This window comes from Campylobacter gracilis, assembly GCF_018374135.1.
In the GTDB taxonomy this organism is placed as follows: domain Bacteria; phylum Campylobacterota; class Campylobacteria; order Campylobacterales; family Campylobacteraceae; genus Campylobacter_B; species Campylobacter_B gracilis_A.
Genome location: NZ_JAHAFS010000004.1, coordinates 21,295 through 37,721, shown reverse-complemented (window position 1 = coordinate 37,721; position 16,427 = coordinate 21,295). Strand labels below are relative to the sequence as shown.

General features: G+C 47.0%; 18 protein-coding genes. 6 read left to right on the top strand and 12 right to left on the bottom strand.

Annotation, left to right across the window (positions count from 1 at the left end; all coding sequences use genetic code 11):
- Window positions 1-173: 173 nt before the first annotated feature.
- Window positions 174-722 (bottom strand): Crp/Fnr family transcriptional regulator, encoded by a 549-nt coding sequence (locus KH703_RS02745; protein ID WP_304293923.1) that lies wholly within the window; start codon window positions 720-722, stop codon window positions 174-176.
- Window positions 723-866: 144 nt separating this feature from the next.
- Between KH703_RS02745 and KH703_RS02740 the strand changes: the two genes are divergently transcribed.
- The 5 genes from KH703_RS02740 to KH703_RS02720 all read left to right on the top strand — a co-directional run bounded on the left by KH703_RS02740 (window position 867) and on the right by KH703_RS02720 (window position 5,059).
- A complete protein-coding gene (locus KH703_RS02740; protein ID WP_304293921.1) occupies window positions 867-1,154 on the top strand; it encodes a hypothetical protein in 288 nt (95 codons plus the stop codon).
- Between the two features lie 382 nt (window positions 1,155-1,536).
- Window positions 1,537-2,697: a PepSY domain-containing protein gene (locus KH703_RS02735; RefSeq protein WP_304293919.1), complete on the top strand. Its 1,161-nt coding sequence runs from the start codon at window positions 1,537-1,539 to the stop codon at window positions 2,695-2,697.
- A gap of 360 nt (window positions 2,698-3,057) precedes the next feature.
- Window positions 3,058-3,849 carry a hypothetical protein gene (locus KH703_RS02730; protein ID WP_304293917.1) on the top strand — a complete coding sequence of 264 codons (792 nt, stop codon included), beginning with the start codon at window positions 3,058-3,060 and terminating at the stop codon, window positions 3,847-3,849.
- 201 nt (window positions 3,850-4,050) lie between these two features.
- Window positions 4,051-4,551, top strand: coding sequence for a hypothetical protein (locus KH703_RS02725; RefSeq protein WP_304293915.1), 501 nt, complete (start codon window positions 4,051-4,053; stop codon window positions 4,549-4,551).
- Between the two features lie 37 nt (window positions 4,552-4,588).
- Window positions 4,589-5,059, top strand: coding sequence for a hypothetical protein (locus KH703_RS02720; RefSeq protein WP_304293913.1), 471 nt, complete (start codon window positions 4,589-4,591; stop codon window positions 5,057-5,059).
- Window positions 5,060-5,179: 120 nt separating this feature from the next.
- On the opposite strand, the gene KH703_RS02715 is transcribed toward KH703_RS02720, so the two are convergent.
- From KH703_RS02715 to KH703_RS02675, 9 genes are read right to left on the bottom strand one after another with little or no spacing between them, the layout of a single operon-like run.
- A complete protein-coding gene (locus KH703_RS02715; protein ID WP_304294090.1) occupies window positions 5,180-5,671 on the bottom strand; it encodes a threonine/serine exporter family protein in 492 nt (163 codons plus the stop codon).
- Between the two features lies 1 nt (window position 5,672).
- Window positions 5,673-6,488, bottom strand: a complete 816-nt coding sequence (locus KH703_RS02710; protein WP_304293912.1) for a threonine/serine exporter family protein — start codon at window positions 6,486-6,488, stop codon at window positions 5,673-5,675.
- A 25-nt stretch (window positions 6,489-6,513) separates the two neighbouring features.
- Window positions 6,514-6,951: a hypothetical protein gene (locus KH703_RS02705; RefSeq protein WP_304293910.1), complete on the bottom strand. Its 438-nt coding sequence runs from the start codon at window positions 6,949-6,951 to the stop codon at window positions 6,514-6,516.
- 2 nt (window positions 6,952-6,953) lie between these two features.
- Window positions 6,954-8,336, bottom strand: a complete 1,383-nt coding sequence (locus KH703_RS02700) for a murein hydrolase activator EnvC (RefSeq protein WP_304293909.1) — start codon at window positions 8,334-8,336, stop codon at window positions 6,954-6,956.
- Window positions 8,333-9,148, bottom strand: coding sequence for a hypothetical protein (locus KH703_RS02695; RefSeq protein ID WP_304293907.1), 816 nt, complete (start codon window positions 9,146-9,148; stop codon window positions 8,333-8,335). The genes KH703_RS02700 and KH703_RS02695 overlap by 4 nt, the downstream gene beginning before the upstream one ends.
- Window positions 9,135-9,824: a cell division ATP-binding protein FtsE gene (locus KH703_RS02690; protein ID WP_295152369.1), complete on the bottom strand. Its 690-nt coding sequence runs from the start codon at window positions 9,822-9,824 to the stop codon at window positions 9,135-9,137. The genes KH703_RS02695 and KH703_RS02690 overlap by 14 nt, the downstream gene beginning before the upstream one ends.
- Window positions 9,812-11,896 carry a tRNA (guanosine(46)-N7)-methyltransferase TrmB gene (gene trmB, locus KH703_RS02685; protein WP_304293902.1) on the bottom strand — a complete coding sequence of 695 codons (2,085 nt, stop codon included), beginning with the start codon at window positions 11,894-11,896 and terminating at the stop codon, window positions 9,812-9,814. Before trmB ends, KH703_RS02690 begins: the two co-directional genes overlap by 13 nt.
- 3 nt (window positions 11,897-11,899) lie before the next feature.
- Window positions 11,900-12,565 carry a fibronectin type III domain-containing protein gene (locus KH703_RS02680; protein ID WP_304293900.1) on the bottom strand — a complete coding sequence of 222 codons (666 nt, stop codon included), beginning with the start codon at window positions 12,563-12,565 and terminating at the stop codon, window positions 11,900-11,902.
- Window positions 12,495-13,724 (bottom strand): RluA family pseudouridine synthase, encoded by a 1,230-nt coding sequence (locus KH703_RS02675; protein WP_304293897.1) that lies wholly within the window; start codon window positions 13,722-13,724, stop codon window positions 12,495-12,497. The genes KH703_RS02680 and KH703_RS02675 overlap by 71 nt, the downstream gene beginning before the upstream one ends.
- Before the next feature lie 53 nt (window positions 13,725-13,777).
- Here KH703_RS02675 and KH703_RS02670 point away from each other — a divergent pair, with 53 nt between their 5' ends.
- Window positions 13,778-14,884 carry an FtsW/RodA/SpoVE family cell cycle protein gene (locus KH703_RS02670; protein ID WP_304293895.1) on the top strand — a complete coding sequence of 369 codons (1,107 nt, stop codon included), beginning with the start codon at window positions 13,778-13,780 and terminating at the stop codon, window positions 14,882-14,884.
- Between the two features lie 105 nt (window positions 14,885-14,989).
- Here the strand turns inward: KH703_RS02670 and KH703_RS02665 are convergent, their stop codons facing one another.
- Both KH703_RS02665 and KH703_RS02660 read right to left on the bottom strand, forming a co-directional pair.
- Window positions 14,990-15,316 (bottom strand): hypothetical protein, encoded by a 327-nt coding sequence (locus KH703_RS02665; RefSeq protein ID WP_304293893.1) that lies wholly within the window; start codon window positions 15,314-15,316, stop codon window positions 14,990-14,992.
- Window positions 15,313-16,005, bottom strand: a complete 693-nt coding sequence (locus tag KH703_RS02660) for a hypothetical protein (protein ID WP_304293891.1) — start codon at window positions 16,003-16,005, stop codon at window positions 15,313-15,315. Before KH703_RS02660 ends, KH703_RS02665 begins: the two co-directional genes overlap by 4 nt.
- Window positions 16,006-16,427: the final 422 nt, after the last annotated feature.

The following is a 16,427-nucleotide window of genomic DNA, read 5'->3' as shown; positions in this document are numbered from 1 at the left end:
TAACCTCGTTTTTTGGATTGCGGAAGCTCGCGTCTTTGGCAATTTTAGCGCAAAATTTCTAAATTTACGAGATTTTGATTGCGCTTTACGAAAGGGGCGCGTTAATTAAAGCTTTACTTTACCAGCGTGATCTTGCCGCGCGAAAGGCGGATCAAATTTTTAGCTTTGAGATCCTAAAGTACGCGGTTTATCACGTTGCGCGAAGTGCCTAGGCGCTCCGCTATCTCGGCATTTTTGATCGTGATCTCATCGGTGCCGAACGAGCGTAAAAGATCTAAAATTCTACTATCCAGACGCTTAAATTTTATATCCTCTATAAGCGTCGTAAGCGCGCCGTAGCGCAGCGTAAATAGCGAAAAGATCATCTTTTGATACTCTTTGTTGCGCACGATGAGCTCTTGAATGACGCTAGCGGGGATGAGCCAGCCGCTTATATCGGTGATCGCTTCAGCAGTAGCGACTGCGGGTGTTTGCGAGATCGCGCTTGCGATATTTACGACGCATTGCTCGCCGCCGCAAAAGTCGTAAAGCGGGATCTCGCTAGTGCCTTCGCCGCTGACGCAGAGCCTGATTTTGCCCTGCAGCAGATATAAAATTTCATTGCAAATCTCACCCTCGTAAAAAAGCACCGCACCCTTTTGCAGCCGCACGAGCTTGGATTTAGCCTTTAGCGCCTCCACTTCGTCCCGGCTCAAAACGCCGAAAAAATCAAAATTTTGCATAACCGCCTTCGTTTTTTCGTGATTATATCTTAAAATTTGCGCTACCTATGTTGTTTAAAAAATTTTTGCTTTTGCGTATAATCCGCCCGATTTAAGCTTACGAAGCCGCGAGTTTAAGTTGAAATTTTTCATAAGGAGAAAGAGATGATTAAGGCGTATTTACAGATAACTATGTTTATCGCAGATGCGAACAGGGCCGCCGCGGCGGGGGTTTATACAAAATACAAGGGGCCGTTTTTAAGCGGCGTCGCGGGCGCGAAATCAAAGGAGCTTTTGGTGCGTGATAGCGATGTGCAGGTGCTCCACGGCTTCGATAGCGTGGAGAGCGCAAACGCCTATCTTAGCAGCGAGCTTTTCAAAAACGACGTCGCGCGCGAGCTAAGCCCGTTTTTCGAAAAAGATCCCGACGTTAGAATTTACGCCGTAGCGTAGCGGCTCGCCGTTTAGCTCGCACAAGATGCGGGCTAGGCGCTTTGAAATACGGTGCGCGCGGGATAAAGCACTTTGAATGTGCGCCTCGCTACGGGTTAAAGCGCCCTAAGATACGGCGCGACGCAGATTTAAATTTTTAAATTTCACAAGATTTTGCGGTATCTTGCCGCGCAAAAGGCAGATTAAATTTTTAGCTTTTAGATCTTGCAGCACGCGGTTTATTACGTTTCGTGAAGTGCCTAGGCGCTCTTGCTATGCCATAGCGCGCCTTAAAATTTCGCAGCCTAAATCTTAATGATAATTATCTAAATATTTAAAATTGCACAATATAATTGCGAACCTCAATCAAATAAAGATTAAATTTATCTCGCAAGGATCTGCAATGAGCTCGCTTTTGAAGCGCAATAAAATTTTGTTTAACGTCCATCTTATTTTATCGATCGTTTTTTCTATACCGCTGCTTATCGTTGGCACTACGGGCGCGATTTTGTCGTATCAGCACGAGCTTGAGGCGCTAATAAACGCGGACTCTAAAAAGGTCGAAAAAACGGGCGAAATGCAAAGCGTAGAGAAAATTCTGCAAAGCTTTAGCGAGCAAATAGGCGCTAAGCAGCCCGTAAGGCTCGTCGTGCCCAAAAGCGATGATGAAGCCTTCGTCATTTACGCAAACAGAAATGATGCGTATCTGGTCGATCCATACACTGCGCAGATCATTGGCAAGGATCGCGGCACGGGCTTTGTGCTAACGGTGATGGCGTTGCATCGAAATTTGGGCCTAGCGCTAAGCGGCAACAAAACCGCAGCTGAGGTCGGTAAACAGATCGTAGGCGCGAGCGCCGTGGCGATGATACTGCTCGTAATAAGCGGCGTCTGGCTGCATTTCCCAAGGCTTAGGCGTAAATTTATCGAAGCTATAAGGCCAAATTTTAAACTCAAAAAATACGCTCTTTTTTATAACCTACACACGAGCCTAGGCTCGCTAAGTGCGGTGATTTACCTGCTTATCTGCCTAACCGGGCTTAACTGGTCGTACGGCTGGTATAACGATGCTGTGATGAAGCTTTTTGTAAGCTCGCAAAATTTGCCGCAAGCTAGCGCACCTAAAGCCGCCACTTCTAAAGATCACGCCGCCGCACCTGCTAAAGAGGAGGGCAAAAAGCCCGCTACGTATAAATTTAGCGACGCGCAGAGGGCTTATGAGATATTCAGATCAAGTGGCATAGAGTATAAAGAATTTACCCTAATGCTCGCATCCGGAGATAAGATCGGCGTCAGGTATTATGAGCCCGACGCGCCCGCTACCGCCCGTCCAAAAGGCGCGAGCGTGAAGCTAAAGGAGGGCAAAGTCGCACAGCAGAAGCAGACGGACGGTATCACCGTGGGCGAGTTTAAAGACGCGAACTATCAGCTACATACGGGCTATTTTTTCGGGCTAGCGGGTAAAATTTTATGGTCGATTGTCTCGCTTTGTATGGCGCTTTTTATCTTTAGTGGCTTTTATATGACGGCAAGAAGGGCGTTTAAGTCAGAAAAGCTCAGCTAAATTTACCCTCACAGCAAGAGGCGCGACGAGCGGAGCAAGAGAGCCCAATACCTACGAAGCATTGAGATGAAATTTGCCGAAGCGGATCAAGAAAAGCTCTGATTTAACTATATTTGAGACATGCTAAAATTATCGCAGATTAAGTCTATGTGAGGTATATTGCGGAAAATTTTAGGAGCGAAATTTGAAAACGAGATATTATCTGTGCTTGGCTTTCATCATAATAATATGCGCTTCCGGCATAATATTTTATTTGGTCGAAAAAGAAGAAGCCGATCCATATGAATGGGTATGCGATCTAGATGGTAATCTTACGGATATACAGCTTAAAGATAGGGCGCTAAAGTGCATGCTTAAAGATTGGCACTTTTTTATAACTTTAATAAAAGAGAATATGATAGACGAATTAAAGCAGTTAAAAAGGAATATGGCGATACGGCCAACGAAATCGGCGGCGGCGTAGAGATCCGTTATTCAGAATGCCATAGCGATAAACGCCCCGATGATAAATGCGAATTTTACAAGATAGATAAAAGGCTAAATTTAGATTATCTTATGGATTTGGGCTCAAAAATTTGCGGAAACGGCAAAGCGATACAAGATGCCGAAACCCATATAGATAAAGAAATTTTTAATACTGAAGTCGTATATCCTTGGGAAGATAAGGAAAATTTGGTTTTGGAAGATGGCTCCTTAAAGTACGGAATATTTTTTAATGATATTGATGAGGATAGTTATAGGGATAGGGAATCTAGGGAAATTATATTAACAGAAAAAATTTTTAACAATTCATTAGAGATTGATAAGAGTTTTGGTTTTGACCATACGGATATTGTATTTGTTATACCAATAAATTCGATATTTTTGAGTCTTTATGCATATATTGAGCCGAGTAATCCAAATTATGATATTTTTTGCCATAGGTATGAACTATTTAAAAATAGAATAAAAATTGATGAAGCGAGTTATAAAATAGATGATTTTAAGACGCCTATAGAATATCTACCGCTCCATGTTAATTATAGCTTCCTATTTATAGTAATAGATAAAAATATGAAATTTAACAAAAGCCTAGAATACAACTTGTTGTATAAATACTACTACGATGAAAAAGAGAAAACAATAAAACAAATATCGAATAATGAGCGATAAATGGAGGATATAATTAAATTTTACCTTCGCGGCAAGAGGCGAGATGAGCGGCGCAAGAGAGCCGAATACCTACAAAGCATTGAGATGAAATTTGCCGAAGCGGATCAAGAAAAGCCCTGATTTAACGATATTGAGGCATACTAAAATTATCGCAGATTAAGTCTATGTGAGGTATATTGCGGAAAATTTTAGGAGCGAAATTTGAAAACGAGATATTATCTGTGCTTGGTCTGCATCATAATAATATGCGCTTTGTGCGCGATACTTTCGATTATCGCGGAGTATAAATACCCAAATTCAGCCGAAAAAATTAAAACCGATCCGTATGAGTGGGTATGCGATCTGGATAGAAATCTTACCGATATACAGCTTAAGGATAAGGCGTTAAAGTGTATGCTTAAAAAGATGCATGAGAGCGAAAACTTTTCTAAAGAAAAAATCGCTAAAAAAATAGATGATATCAGAACAGAATATAAAAATATTCACATCAAAGAAGATATTAAAGATATAGAATTAAAAGATTATTTAACACGCATCTATAATAAATGTCATGGGAATAAACGCCCCGATGATAAATGCGAATTTTACAAGATAGATAAAAGATTAAATTTAGATTATCTTATGAATTTGGGCTCAAAAATTTGTAGAAACGGCAAAGCGATACAAGATGCCGAGACCTATATAGATAAAAAAAATTTTTAATACCGAAGTCGTATATCCTTGGGAAGACAAGGAAAGTTTGGTTTCGGAAAACGGGGATTTAAGATACAATCTATATTTTGCTAGCGAAAGCGATATGGATAAAGCAATAATAAATTATGGAGTTTATAAGTATAAGATAGATCTACAAGATCCAAATATAGATATTAATAATATCGAAGCATCGCTCATAATCCCTATAAATTTATTATTTCTTAATTTATATAAACCACTTAATCGCGAAGAAAATGGAAATTTTAAAAATAATTTGGAAGAATTTTGCATGACTTATAAAATTTATGAAAATAGCGATATAGACACTAGCCGTCCATTCAATAAAATAGCTTTCAAATATAGAGATAATTATGCAACATATGATTTTTATATCATATTGATAGATAAGAGCTTTAAATATATCTTGGGCTACAGAAATATGCTTTTGAGCTATATGGGATATTACTACGATGAAAAAGAGAAAACAATAAAACAAATATCGAATAATGGGCGATAAATGGAGAATATAACTAAATTTTACATTCGCAGAAAGGGCGGTAAATTTATAAAATTTTACCTCGCTAGCGAAGAATTTAAATTTACCCGCCCGCGTCTGCTTAAAATTTCTTGCTTAGCGTTATTTGCCTCTTGCTCCGCGAGTGATCATCAAGGACTGCTCGTAGAAAATTAGCAGCGTTATTGAAACGCCCGTGCCGAGCGCCAGCGAGATCGAGACCGTGGCGAGGGCGTTGTCGAAAAACGAGATGAGATGGGCGAGCTTCTGCTGTGCGCCCGCGGCTTTGATATAAGAAAACAGCGCCAAAACCGTCTTGTAAGCGTAGATGCCTGGGATCATCGGAAGCAGTGCGGGGAAGGCGATGATCTCTGCGGGCACCTTGAGGCGCTTGGCACAGAGCATCCCCAAAATGCCGATCAGAAACGACGCAAAAAGCGTCGCGGCGGCGATCGAAAAAATTTGGCTTTGAATCAGCAAAAACCTGCACGAATGCGCAACCGCTGCAAGCAGTGCCGAGAAAATGAGCGTCTTTTTAGGCGGCATGCACGCATACGCAAACCCCAGCCCCGCCGCAGCGGCAAAGCAGGCGTCCTTAAATACCGAAAGCGCTATATCAAACATTTACGAGCCCCAAATTTGAGATGCTAAGCGTTAGAAAAAGCCCGATCGCGATGCAGATGATCAAAAGCCCCGTATTTAGCCCTCTGCTGATGCCTACGAGCATATTTTCGTTTAGGATGTCAAATACCGAGTTGATCAGCCAGACGCCGGGGATCAAAAACAATATGCTCGATCCCACGGCTACGTCGGGCGTGGCGCTAAGCCCGTAGCGAGCGCCTAGCGAGACGATGAAGGAGACTGCGAACGAAACCGCGATGTATTGGATTTTTAGGTTGATTTTAAGTTTGCTAAGCAGATAACGAGCGCAAATTCCAAAAGCGGTAGCCGCAAAAACTAATGCCATCGCGCCGCCGTCACCGCCAAACAGCTCGCAGAATGCGGCGTTTGCGACGCTGAGCAGAACGAGAGTTTTGGCAAAGCTTTTCTTCTGCGAGGTTAAAATTTGAGTAAATGCGGCTTTAGCGCGCGCAAGGGGAATTTTCTCATCGTAAATTTCCCAGCTAAGCGCGCTTAGCTCCGAGATCAGATCGAAGCTGATCTGCGCCGCAGCGCCCGTTTTGACGTAGGTGCGGCGGATAGAGTTGTCCGCAGGATCCATCACGCTGATGATGAAGTGGCGCACAAAGATCATCAGGCTAGCCTCATAGTCGTAAGCGTCCGCTATCCTGCGCACGCAGTGCTCTATACGCGCGGTGTAAGTACCGATACTAAGCATCTTGGCGGTGTATTCACTAAGAAAATTGGTAAGCTCTTGGATTTGCGGTCTCACCGCTTCTGCTTCTTTTGTCGGTGCCATCTCTGCTATCATTATTTCCTCCGCTACCCTTGTAATCTCAATATCGTTTTGCGCTGTTTTCGTCGTTTTTACTTCTACGACGCTCGTTGTAGCTTCCTGTTTTTGCGGCGCCCGCCATCGTTTTTGATGTCGCTATGACGTCCGTTATCGCGGAATTTTTATTTTTAAAATTTAATGCAGCGGCTCCCGTGGCGGAATTCTCGCTATCTAAATTTGACGCGGCGACAATACCTGCGGCGGCAGAGCTTTGACTGCTTAAATTTTGATCGTTTAAATTTAACGCCGCTTTGGAATTTTCGTCATTCAAATTTAACGCCGAGGTTGAATTCTCGCCGCTAGAATTTCTTGTCACAGCAGCGGAGCTTTCATCGTTCAAATTTGAAGCGGCGGAATTTTGCTCTTTTAAAGAATTCTGCTCGCTTAAATTTAAACTTTCGGCATCCTCGCAAGATCCGCTAAATTTAGAATTTTTCACGCTTACCTCAGGCTGATGAGATCGAGCGGGTTGATGTGGTAGTTCTGCTGCGTCACCTCAAAGGTCAGATCCGAGCCGATGCGCCCGATGATGTAGCCCTTTTTGACATTGGAGCCGACGCGCACGGTAGGCGGGATCTGATTTAGATGCGCGTAGATCGTGTGGATGCCGCCGCTGTGCTCTAGGATCACGACCTTATCGAGTACGGCGGTTTCTTTGGCAAAGACCACTTTGCCCGGCAGCACCGCCTTAACCTGCGTGTCGCCGCTGTTTGAGCCCAGCACGATATTTTCGTTGAAAAGCTTGATGTTATACACGGGATCGTTGTAGTTGCCGAATTTTCGCTTCAAATACGCGCCGTTTAAAGGCGCTGCGGTCTTGGCTCCGCTGTATTTTTTAACGCGCGAGGACTGATAGCTAGAGCCGTACTGCTTGACCTTTTGGTTGATCTTGCTTACGCGCTCATCCGCGGGCTCGCTTACTTCTGGCTCGGGCTCGCTAGGAGGCGCAGGCTCGGGCTTGCCCGCCTTTTTGGCAGCTGCCTTTGCTTTGGCGTACTCTTTTTCGCGCGCCTGGCGCTCCTTTTGCTTCTGCGCTTCAAGCTTTGCTTGGCGTGCCGCTTCCTCCTTCTGAGCTTTGGCTTTCTCCTCGGCGTCGTCGATGATCTTAAGCTCCTGTAGGGTCTTAGATATGGCGTCTTGCTCGTCGTTTATCTTCTCCAGCTTCGCGATGTAGTCCTCTTTGTCCTTTTTCATCTGCGCGAGCTTTTCTTTTTGGGTGGTTTGCTTGGCATTAAGATCGGTTTTTTTCTTGTCGTAGCCCGCCATGCTCGCCTGGATCGATTTTATCTTTTTGTTCTGCTCGTTGATAAAATTTTGATTATTTTCGTAGTCTTTGATCAGCCCTTTCAGCTCGTCGTTCATAACGACGCCGAGCCCCTCCAAAATTTCGCTAGCCATGATAGAATCGGGCGTGGTGGTGGAATTTACGTCGGTGATGAGATCAAACGATAGCTCTTGTGAGATCACGCTTGCGATCTTGCTCTCCAGATCGTTTTGCACGCTAAGAAGCGTGACGTTTTGGCTATTAAGCTTTTCAAGCTCCTGCGCTTCGGCGGCGTATTGATCTTTTAAGCCCTCTATCGCGTCGCTTAGCTGCTTGATCTCGCCCTCGCGCTTTTTAAATCCCTCCTGCTCCTTTACGATTTGGCCTGCGATCTCATCGATCTTTTGCGAGAGCTGCATCCCCTCCTTTTGTGAGCTTTTGAGCTCTTGACCCGCTTTGGCGATCTTATCTTTCGTGCTTTGTCCCTTTGCGGGCGCGGCATAAGTAAGAGCCGCGGCGAGCCCCAGCGCAAGAAGCGGCGCTAAAAAAGCCCTTTTCATGCTCGTTTATTTCCGATTTGCAGCATCACAAAACTTACCGCGATGATAGATAGCGCTAAAGCCACGCCTAAAAGGATCAGCGCGTCGTAAGGCAGCACTATGGCGGTGCGTAGATCGCCGATACCTTTAAGCGTGGTCGAAAACACCTCCCAGCCTGGAAGCACTATGTAAAAGCAGGTCACGATCAGCGTAGCGATGAAAGAGTCTATTATCGCCATTCGGTAGAGCTTGCCGCTTTTTATCAAAAACGACGCGCCGAAAAGCTCCATGATCTCGATGCGCTCTTTGTGTTCGTAAACCCAGATACGCATCTGGCGGTGAATTAGCATCACGCCTAAAAGCACGATGAGAAACGCAAAGCCGTAAACAAGGCTTTTGATAAGCAATAAAATTTTAAAAATTTCATCATGGGTCTTTTTAAAAATTTCAACCCGCGTGAGCGAGCCTATGGATTTTAGATCCTGCTCGATCTTGGCAAGCTGCGCGGCGTCGGGGAAGCTTTCGAGCTTGACGCTATAAAATTTAGGCAAATTTTTACTCAGCTCGGCAAAGGCGTTTTGTGAAATTTTACCCTTCAGGCGCTCGGTGATGCCCGCGGTCGAAATTTCGCTAATCGAGCTGATTTTCGGTACCGCTTTTTGCGCGTCTTGCAGGCTGAGCGAGGTTTTGGAGACTAGCACGATGTTGTATTCGTTTTGGATCGAGCGCTCGTAGCTTTTGGTTAGGTTACTCATAAAAATTCCAAACTGCACGGAGAAAAGCAGCGCGACGAGCGAAAAGATCACGCCGAAATGGGTTTTAATCGATTTCATTTACTTTAGCGTCCTTAATCTCAAAATGTCGGTGCCTAAAACGCAGCGTGGCGGGCATTTTGTGCGTCACGATGACGACGCAGGCGTTCCACGACTCGCACGCCGAGCGCAGCAAATTCCAAATAATGGCGCTGGAGTAGTCGTCCAAATTTCCCGTAGGCTCGTCGCACAGCAGCAGGCGCGGATTATGCGCCATCGCGCGCGCCAAAGCCACGCGCTGTTGCTCGCCGCCGCTAAGCTCGAGCGGATACTTACCCATCTTATGCCCGAGCTCGACGTGGCGCAGTAGCTTTTTGGCTTGGTCTTGGCAGACCTGCTGATTGTAGCCCATTATCATTAACGGAAGCATTATATTGCGCTCGATCGTCCATTCGTTGATCAGGCGGTAGTTTTGAAATATAATGCCGATGCGCTGGCGCAGGGTGCGCAGATCGGAGTTTGTAATGCCTTTTAGATCGCACAGGCAGACATTCAGCTCGCCGCCGATGATGTCGATGCCGCCGTAGAAGGACTTAAGCAGCGTGGATTTGCCGCTGCCGCTCTTGCCCGTGATGATGACGAAGTCCTTCGCGCCGATGCCGAAGCTCGCGTCTTGGATGACCGCGCCCGCCTTTTCGTAGCCTAGCGTGAGGCCCGCTGCGGTGATGATGTTGTAATCGTCCGTTATCTCTGCCATTGTGAAAATATCTCCGAAATTTTTTGATGTGCCGCGTGGTTTTCGCGCGTAGGAAGCGGGCGGCGGATGAAGTAGCTCGTGCCACTTGCGTTTGCGCGGATGAAACACTGCTGCGGAAAGTCGAATGCCCCGAGCGAAAGCAGGATTAGCACATCTTGCGGCTCGGCATGTTTTAATTTGCCCTGGTGTTCGGCTTGCAACTCGTCATTGCTTGGCTCGCTTTGGTGACCGATTTGCGACTTGATAGAGTTTGACTTATTTTGTAATTCAGCTTGCTGTTCGACGGCGTGGTTTAGCTCGTTTTTTAGTTCGGCTTGCGGCTCATTTTTGCAAGGCGCGGCGCTTGCTTTTTTTAGAATTTTCGTAACGTTTGCTTTGTCTGTGCGGATCACATTTGATGCGGCGCTTGCTTTTGCTGCACGGGTCGCCGCGAATGAGCCGTCTAAATTCGGCGCATTGTTTGCATCTATTGTGCCGATCGCTGCGGGTGTAGTGCTCGTACCTGTCGCGTCGATAGCTGCAAGCGCACCCTCCGTGCCGCTAGCATTTAGCGCGCTGCTTGTTGCGATCTGCTCGCAGGCTAAAGCGCGCTTTTCGCTCGGGGCGGGGCGGCTAAATTTAGCGCTTACTGCGACAGAAACGTCGCTCGTTAAATCTATGCCGTTTGCGCTCAAGTGATCCTTGTTTAAATTTGTGTCGTCTTTTGCGCACGTTTCATCCGCGCGGTTTGTATTCAGTGCGCCGCTTGCTTTTTTTAGAATTTGCGTAGCGTTCGCGCAAGCTGAAATTTTATCTGCGGGTATCGCAGCTGAAATTTTACCGCAGTCTGTCGAAATTTCATCCATGCTCGCGCGCTTAGTTAAATTTTTTCCTCGCATTGCGTTTAAATTTATGGCTTCGGACATGCCGTCGGCGCCTGCTTCGTACGAGATAAAACCGCCATCTAAGTTTGCACAAGGATTTGAGTTCGTTTTTGAGGTAAAATTTGAGCCACTGCCTGCATAAAAATTTACGCCACCACCCGCGGTGCAAGCCCAGTCCGCGTCCAAGCTTTTTTGCGCGTCAAAGTAAAAAATTTCCTCAAAATGCACGAAAAAATCCTCGCCTTTGAAGGTGAAATTTTTAAAATTTCGCGCGATTGCCGCCGCGTCAAATTTTAAAAATTCCATCTCAAACCGCTGCGGCTCGCCACGGCCCGCGGTTTTGTTCTCGTAGATCAGATCGTAGATGTCTTTATCCATTTTGCGCCATCTATCCTCGTATTTGCTCGCTACGGCGGCGTCGCGGTTTTTGAAGTGCGAAATTTCGCCCGCTTTGCGCTGCACGTAGGGCGAGAGCTTTTGCATCGCGTAGAGGAAGTACTCCTCGCTGTCGGTGCGAAGCTCAAAGCGGCCGCTGCGCCCGAGCGTGCGTGCGATCTGTGAGGCGAACTCGTCGCTTATGACGCGGCGGTGCGGCGCGTCATCCCACGGCACGGGGAAGTGCAAAAACACGCGCTGCAGGCAGCCCGCGGAAAGCAGGCTTAGCAAAACCCGCGCGTCGGTGGCTATGAGAGCGATGTTTTGCAGCCCCTCGCGGATCGCTAGCTTTGCGACCTGTTCGATCGCGGGCTTGTAAATTTCGATACCGATTAGCAGCGCGTCTTGATTTGAGCGCGCTTGATGAAGCAGGTGTCTGCCCGAGCCGAAGCCGATCTCGATAAAAATTTTATTAAATTTAGAGCTTTTTACGAGGGATAAAATTTCATTTTCGTCCAAAATCAGCGGTGTTTTTTCGGTGAGCGAGCTGTCTTTGTAAGCAAACGCCTGCGAGATGATCCGTCCGCAGAAGCGTTCTTTAAAAATTTCGAGTGCTCGTTGCAGATGACCGATTTTGGCGGGCTTGGTGATCTTTTCGCCCTTTACTATCACTTTGCCGCCGCCGGGCTTTAGGGTGATAAAAAACTCGCTATCAAAGCTTCTGGTTCGCACGAGCGTTAAATTTCTGCCGCGTGCCGTTTCTAAAAATTCGGTCTCGCCGAGCTTAATCGGCAGCGGCGGCAGGCTCACGCTTTGGGTTATGAAATTCGGCAAACTTTATTCTGCCTGCGCTGCGGCAATGACTGCACTAGGCTTGGACAGCTCTCCGTTTTCGGTTTTGACGGTGATACGGTATTCATATCCTTCGCCGTAATCGATATTGTCGATATATTCGGCGCTAAGTCTGCCGCGAACCTCTTTAATCGTGCTCCATGACTCGCCTCCCTTAGGACGGCGCTCGATTAGATAAGAGCTTACTCGAAGATCCGGATGCGGACGCCAGATGATCTTAACGCGGCCCGGAAGCCCGTAGATCGCCTGCGCAAACGGCACGGATTCTAGCATCTTTGCTGTGCTTGCGATAGCGACTGGAGAAGGAGCCGAAACGCCCTTGGCGCCGTATGTGCGCACCGTATATTTATACGAAGTGCCCGGCTGCAGCCTCGTATCTACGTAGTGAGTGGAGTATGGATCTGCGATGGTGGCGATCTTTTTGGCTTCGCCGCCGCTTGCAGGCGCTCGGTAAACGACAAAGCCCAGTACGGCGGTATTGCTGTCATATCTAGGCCACTCAAGCCCAATCTCATTGTCGCTCGTGATTGTCCTAATGCCCTCTACGCGCGGCAGGCTCTCGTCGCTTGCGCTAGGCGCGCTATACGTAGCGCAGCCAGCCGCTAGTATCGCTAAAGTAGCGCTCAACATTAGTCGGTAAAATTTTTTCATAAATTTCATCCTTTACCTTTTGATTTGTCGTAAAATTTAGAAATTCGCTCGGCAAGCCCGCGCATATTTTCACCTCTTTGCCGCTTCGCGGATGGATGAAATAGAGCAAATAGGCATGGAGCAAAATTCTGCTAATTTTAGCGTTTTCGCTCTTAAATCCGTATAAATGATCGCCCAAAATGTGCCGATTTATCGAGCTTAAATGCACGCGGATCTGATGCGTGCGGCCCGTAAAGAGCTTTGCCGCGACGAGATTAAAGCTCTTTAGGTTTATCGGCGGCAGCTTATAGTTTTGAGCGGGATTTTTAAAATTTAAAAATTTATTCTCGGCGAGACGGGCGGCTCTGGTTTCATTTGCGCTCATTTTGGCGGTTAAAATTTTATCTGCGTTGTCCGCGCGGTTATTTAAAATTTCATCCGCCCCCGCGCTCTTGCCCGCAGCTGTACTATCGCTCGCGCTCGTACTTAAAATTTTATCGCACCTCTCGGCGGAGTTTTGAAGCTCGCTTAGTTCCGCTCCGCTTAAAATTTCATAAAACGCGCTCTTTGCGCTGCGTCCGCCGGGTACGATCCCCATTTTTAGACGGTTTGCAGGGTTGCGAGAGATCGGGCGCTCGATCACGCAGGGCTCTTTCAGCGGTAGGTCGATGAGCGCGAGGTATATCCGCCCCATGCTTTTATCGCTTAGTTGCGCCGAGAGCACGGCGTGCGCGGCGTTGTTTTTGGCGACGAGCAGGGCGCCGCTGGTGAGTTTATCCAGGCGGTGCACGATGCCCGCGCGAAGCTCGCCGCCGAGCGTGGAAAGCAGATAGCCGCGAGACTTGAGCCAGTCCACGAGCGTGGGTTCTTTGACGCTTGCGGCGGGGTGGACGGTAAGGCCCGCGGGCTTATTTACCACGAGCAGATCATCGTCCTCGTATAAAATTTCAACGTCGAAGTTTAGCCTATCCGCGCTTGTTTGCTGCGGCGCGGGCGCGGGGTAGTCGATGTGCACGAGCTCGCCCACAGATAGCTTGTAGCCGGGCTTAGTTTGCACGGCTCCGTCCACTCTGACCGCTGTGGATTTGATTAAGTTTGATATTTGGTTGCGCGAAATTCCAAGCTGCGAGCTTAAAAAAACGTCGAGCCTTTGGCTGCATTGTGCTATTAGATTATCCAAATTTATACCTTTTTTGGCTATTCTTACGTCAAAATTTTAATTAGGATTAAGCGTTGTTTAAAATTGACAAAAAGATTTTAGCATATTTTGATTTCATTCAACCTTTTTTGATCGTGCCGATAGTGGTTTTTTCATACGTTTTAATAAGCGAGGCAAACGACGTACTATCCTCGAAGCAGGTCGTTTATTTTGGCGTCGGATTTGCCGTTTTTACGCTGTTTTTTCTCTTTCCGATACGCAAATTTTTATATCTGATCCCGATATTTTATTGGATCAACACCATATTGCTGCTAAGCGTCGATTTTTTCGGCGTTAGCAAGCTAGGAGCGAGGCGCTGGCTGGAGATTCCTTTCGTGCATTTTACGCTGCAGCCCAGCGAGGTGATGAAGCCCGCGTTTATCCTGATGCTGATGTATCTGATACACAAAAATCCGCCGCCGAAAAACGGCTACGGGCTGAAGGATTTTTTGCGCCTTAGCTTCTACATACTTCTGCCCTTCGTTCTGATCGCGAAAGAGCCCGACCTAGGCACCGCCGCGATACTTTTTTTGACGGGATTTGCAATCCTTTTCATCATCGGCGTCGATAAAAAAATTTGGCTCACGCTGATCATCGTTTTTGTGGCCTGCTCGCCGATTTTGTACGAAAACATGCACGATTATCAAAAAAAGCGCATCGCCGATTTCATCAGCGAGGAGCCCAATTACCAGGTCAAGCAGGCGATCATCGCTATCGGAAACGGCGGCATCTACGGCAAAGATAGAGACGAAGCGACGCAGACGCACTTTAAATTTTTGCCGATTGCGACGAGCGATTTTATCTTCGCTTATACAATCGAGCGCTTCGGCTTCGTGGGGGCTGCCGCGCTGATCGCGCTGTATGCGTTGCTGATACTGCATCTGCTGAGCCTGAACTACGATTTTAAAAGCGACTATCTGATACGGGTCTTTACGAGCGCGCTTGCCTCGCTCATTTTCATTTATACGGGCGTTAATATCTCGATGGTGGTGGGTTTCGCGCCCGTCGTAGGCGTGCCGCTGCCGTTTTTCAGCTACGGCGGCAGCAGCTTCATCACCTTTATGATCCTCTTTGGAATTTTACAAAATTTGCTGACGTTTAGGATGAAGGATAACTACAAGACCTATAAGATCAGGATGTAAATTTAGCGTTCGCACGGGTAAATTTTGAAATTCTACAAAATCGAGCGAGACTTGTTTTTAAGTCGGCGGTGAAATTTGAAGCAGCGGGCTAAATTTTAAAGCTCGCTACAAAATCACGCCGATGCCGAGCGTAAAAACCACCGCGAAAAAGGCGTATGTAAAGGCAAATTCCAAAGTTTGCGAATTAAAAAATCCGTAGTACAAAACGCTCGTGAAAAATCCGCCCACGAAGGCTACGGCAAAGATCCCGATCCGCGCCGCGACTGGCTTTGTGCCGCAAAATTTGTATAGATAAAAAACCCCGCAGAAGCTGATCGCAAACCAGATCATCGCAGGCACCGGTCCGCTTAGGCCTATTATGCCGAAAAGATTGGCTAAATTTAAAAGCAGTAAAAATATCACCGCAAGCGCGATCAGCGCGGATCTGATCATCTATCGCGCCTTGCGTCGGGCGCGGAATTTTCAGCGCCCTGATTGAAATTTTGCGCAGAATTTTCACCCGCGCCGCCTTCGCCCGCGCTACCATTTGAAATTTTAAAATTTTCGTCGGAATTTTCTTCGGCGCCGCTCGCGAAATTTTCACCGAGATCGCCACTAGAGTTTAAAATTTCATCCTTGCTTTGAGAATTTGAAATTTCGTTGCCGCTTTTAAAGTTTAAAATTTCATCCGCCGCAGCGTCTTTGCTTTGCGGCTCCTGCGCATCTTTTGCGCCGCCGAAATCTGCGTCTTTTAAATTTGCGCCCTTATCATTTCTAGAGCCTTCGTCCGCAGAATTTTTATAAGCTTTATTTGAAAATCTTTTGTGCCTGATCTGTAGATAAAAGACGAAAGCGACGAACGCCGCCGCCGTGATCGCGATGTAGTAGCGGTTTTCGAAGAGCAGCACGCCCTCCACTAGCCCCGAAAACAGCGCCAGTAGCGAGGCGGTAAGAAACGGGAAGTGCACTACATCCTTTTCGCCGATCGCTAAGGCGATGAGCGCGACGCCGAAGATCGTGGCGTTTAGCAGCGCGCCTAGGATTTTGATTTCGGCGAAAAGATTTGGATTGACGCGCGAAGTGACGTAGAGTGCGAGCGCAACGGCTGCGAAAAGCAGGATCAAAAATACGATTTTTTTCATTTTGGACCTTTTAAAATTTATCTTTAAATTTACGATTCAGCTGCACCTTTAATGCACATAGAGCGCAGGCATCGACGCATCGCAACTGCCGTGTTCGCAGCATTACGCAAATATTGCGCGTCCTGCGGACATAGCGCGAAATTTCAGGACGCGACCGCGCTATTTTAAACGCGACTGGCGCAATATACACGCTCATAACTTAAACGCAATCCTAATTGCGCGGACGCGGTTTGAAACACGACTTGCGTTAGTGCGACAAAATCGCTATTTTCGTGCGGCTTAAATGCGATTCTGTCGGTAAATTTTACCGCTAGTCGCACTCTGCTGAGCACAAGTGGCGCCAAGTCTGTGCTTTAAAATTTTACGCCGAGCCGCGTTAAAATTCCGCATCTAAGCCGTATACGTCCCTAGCTCGTGGCGCC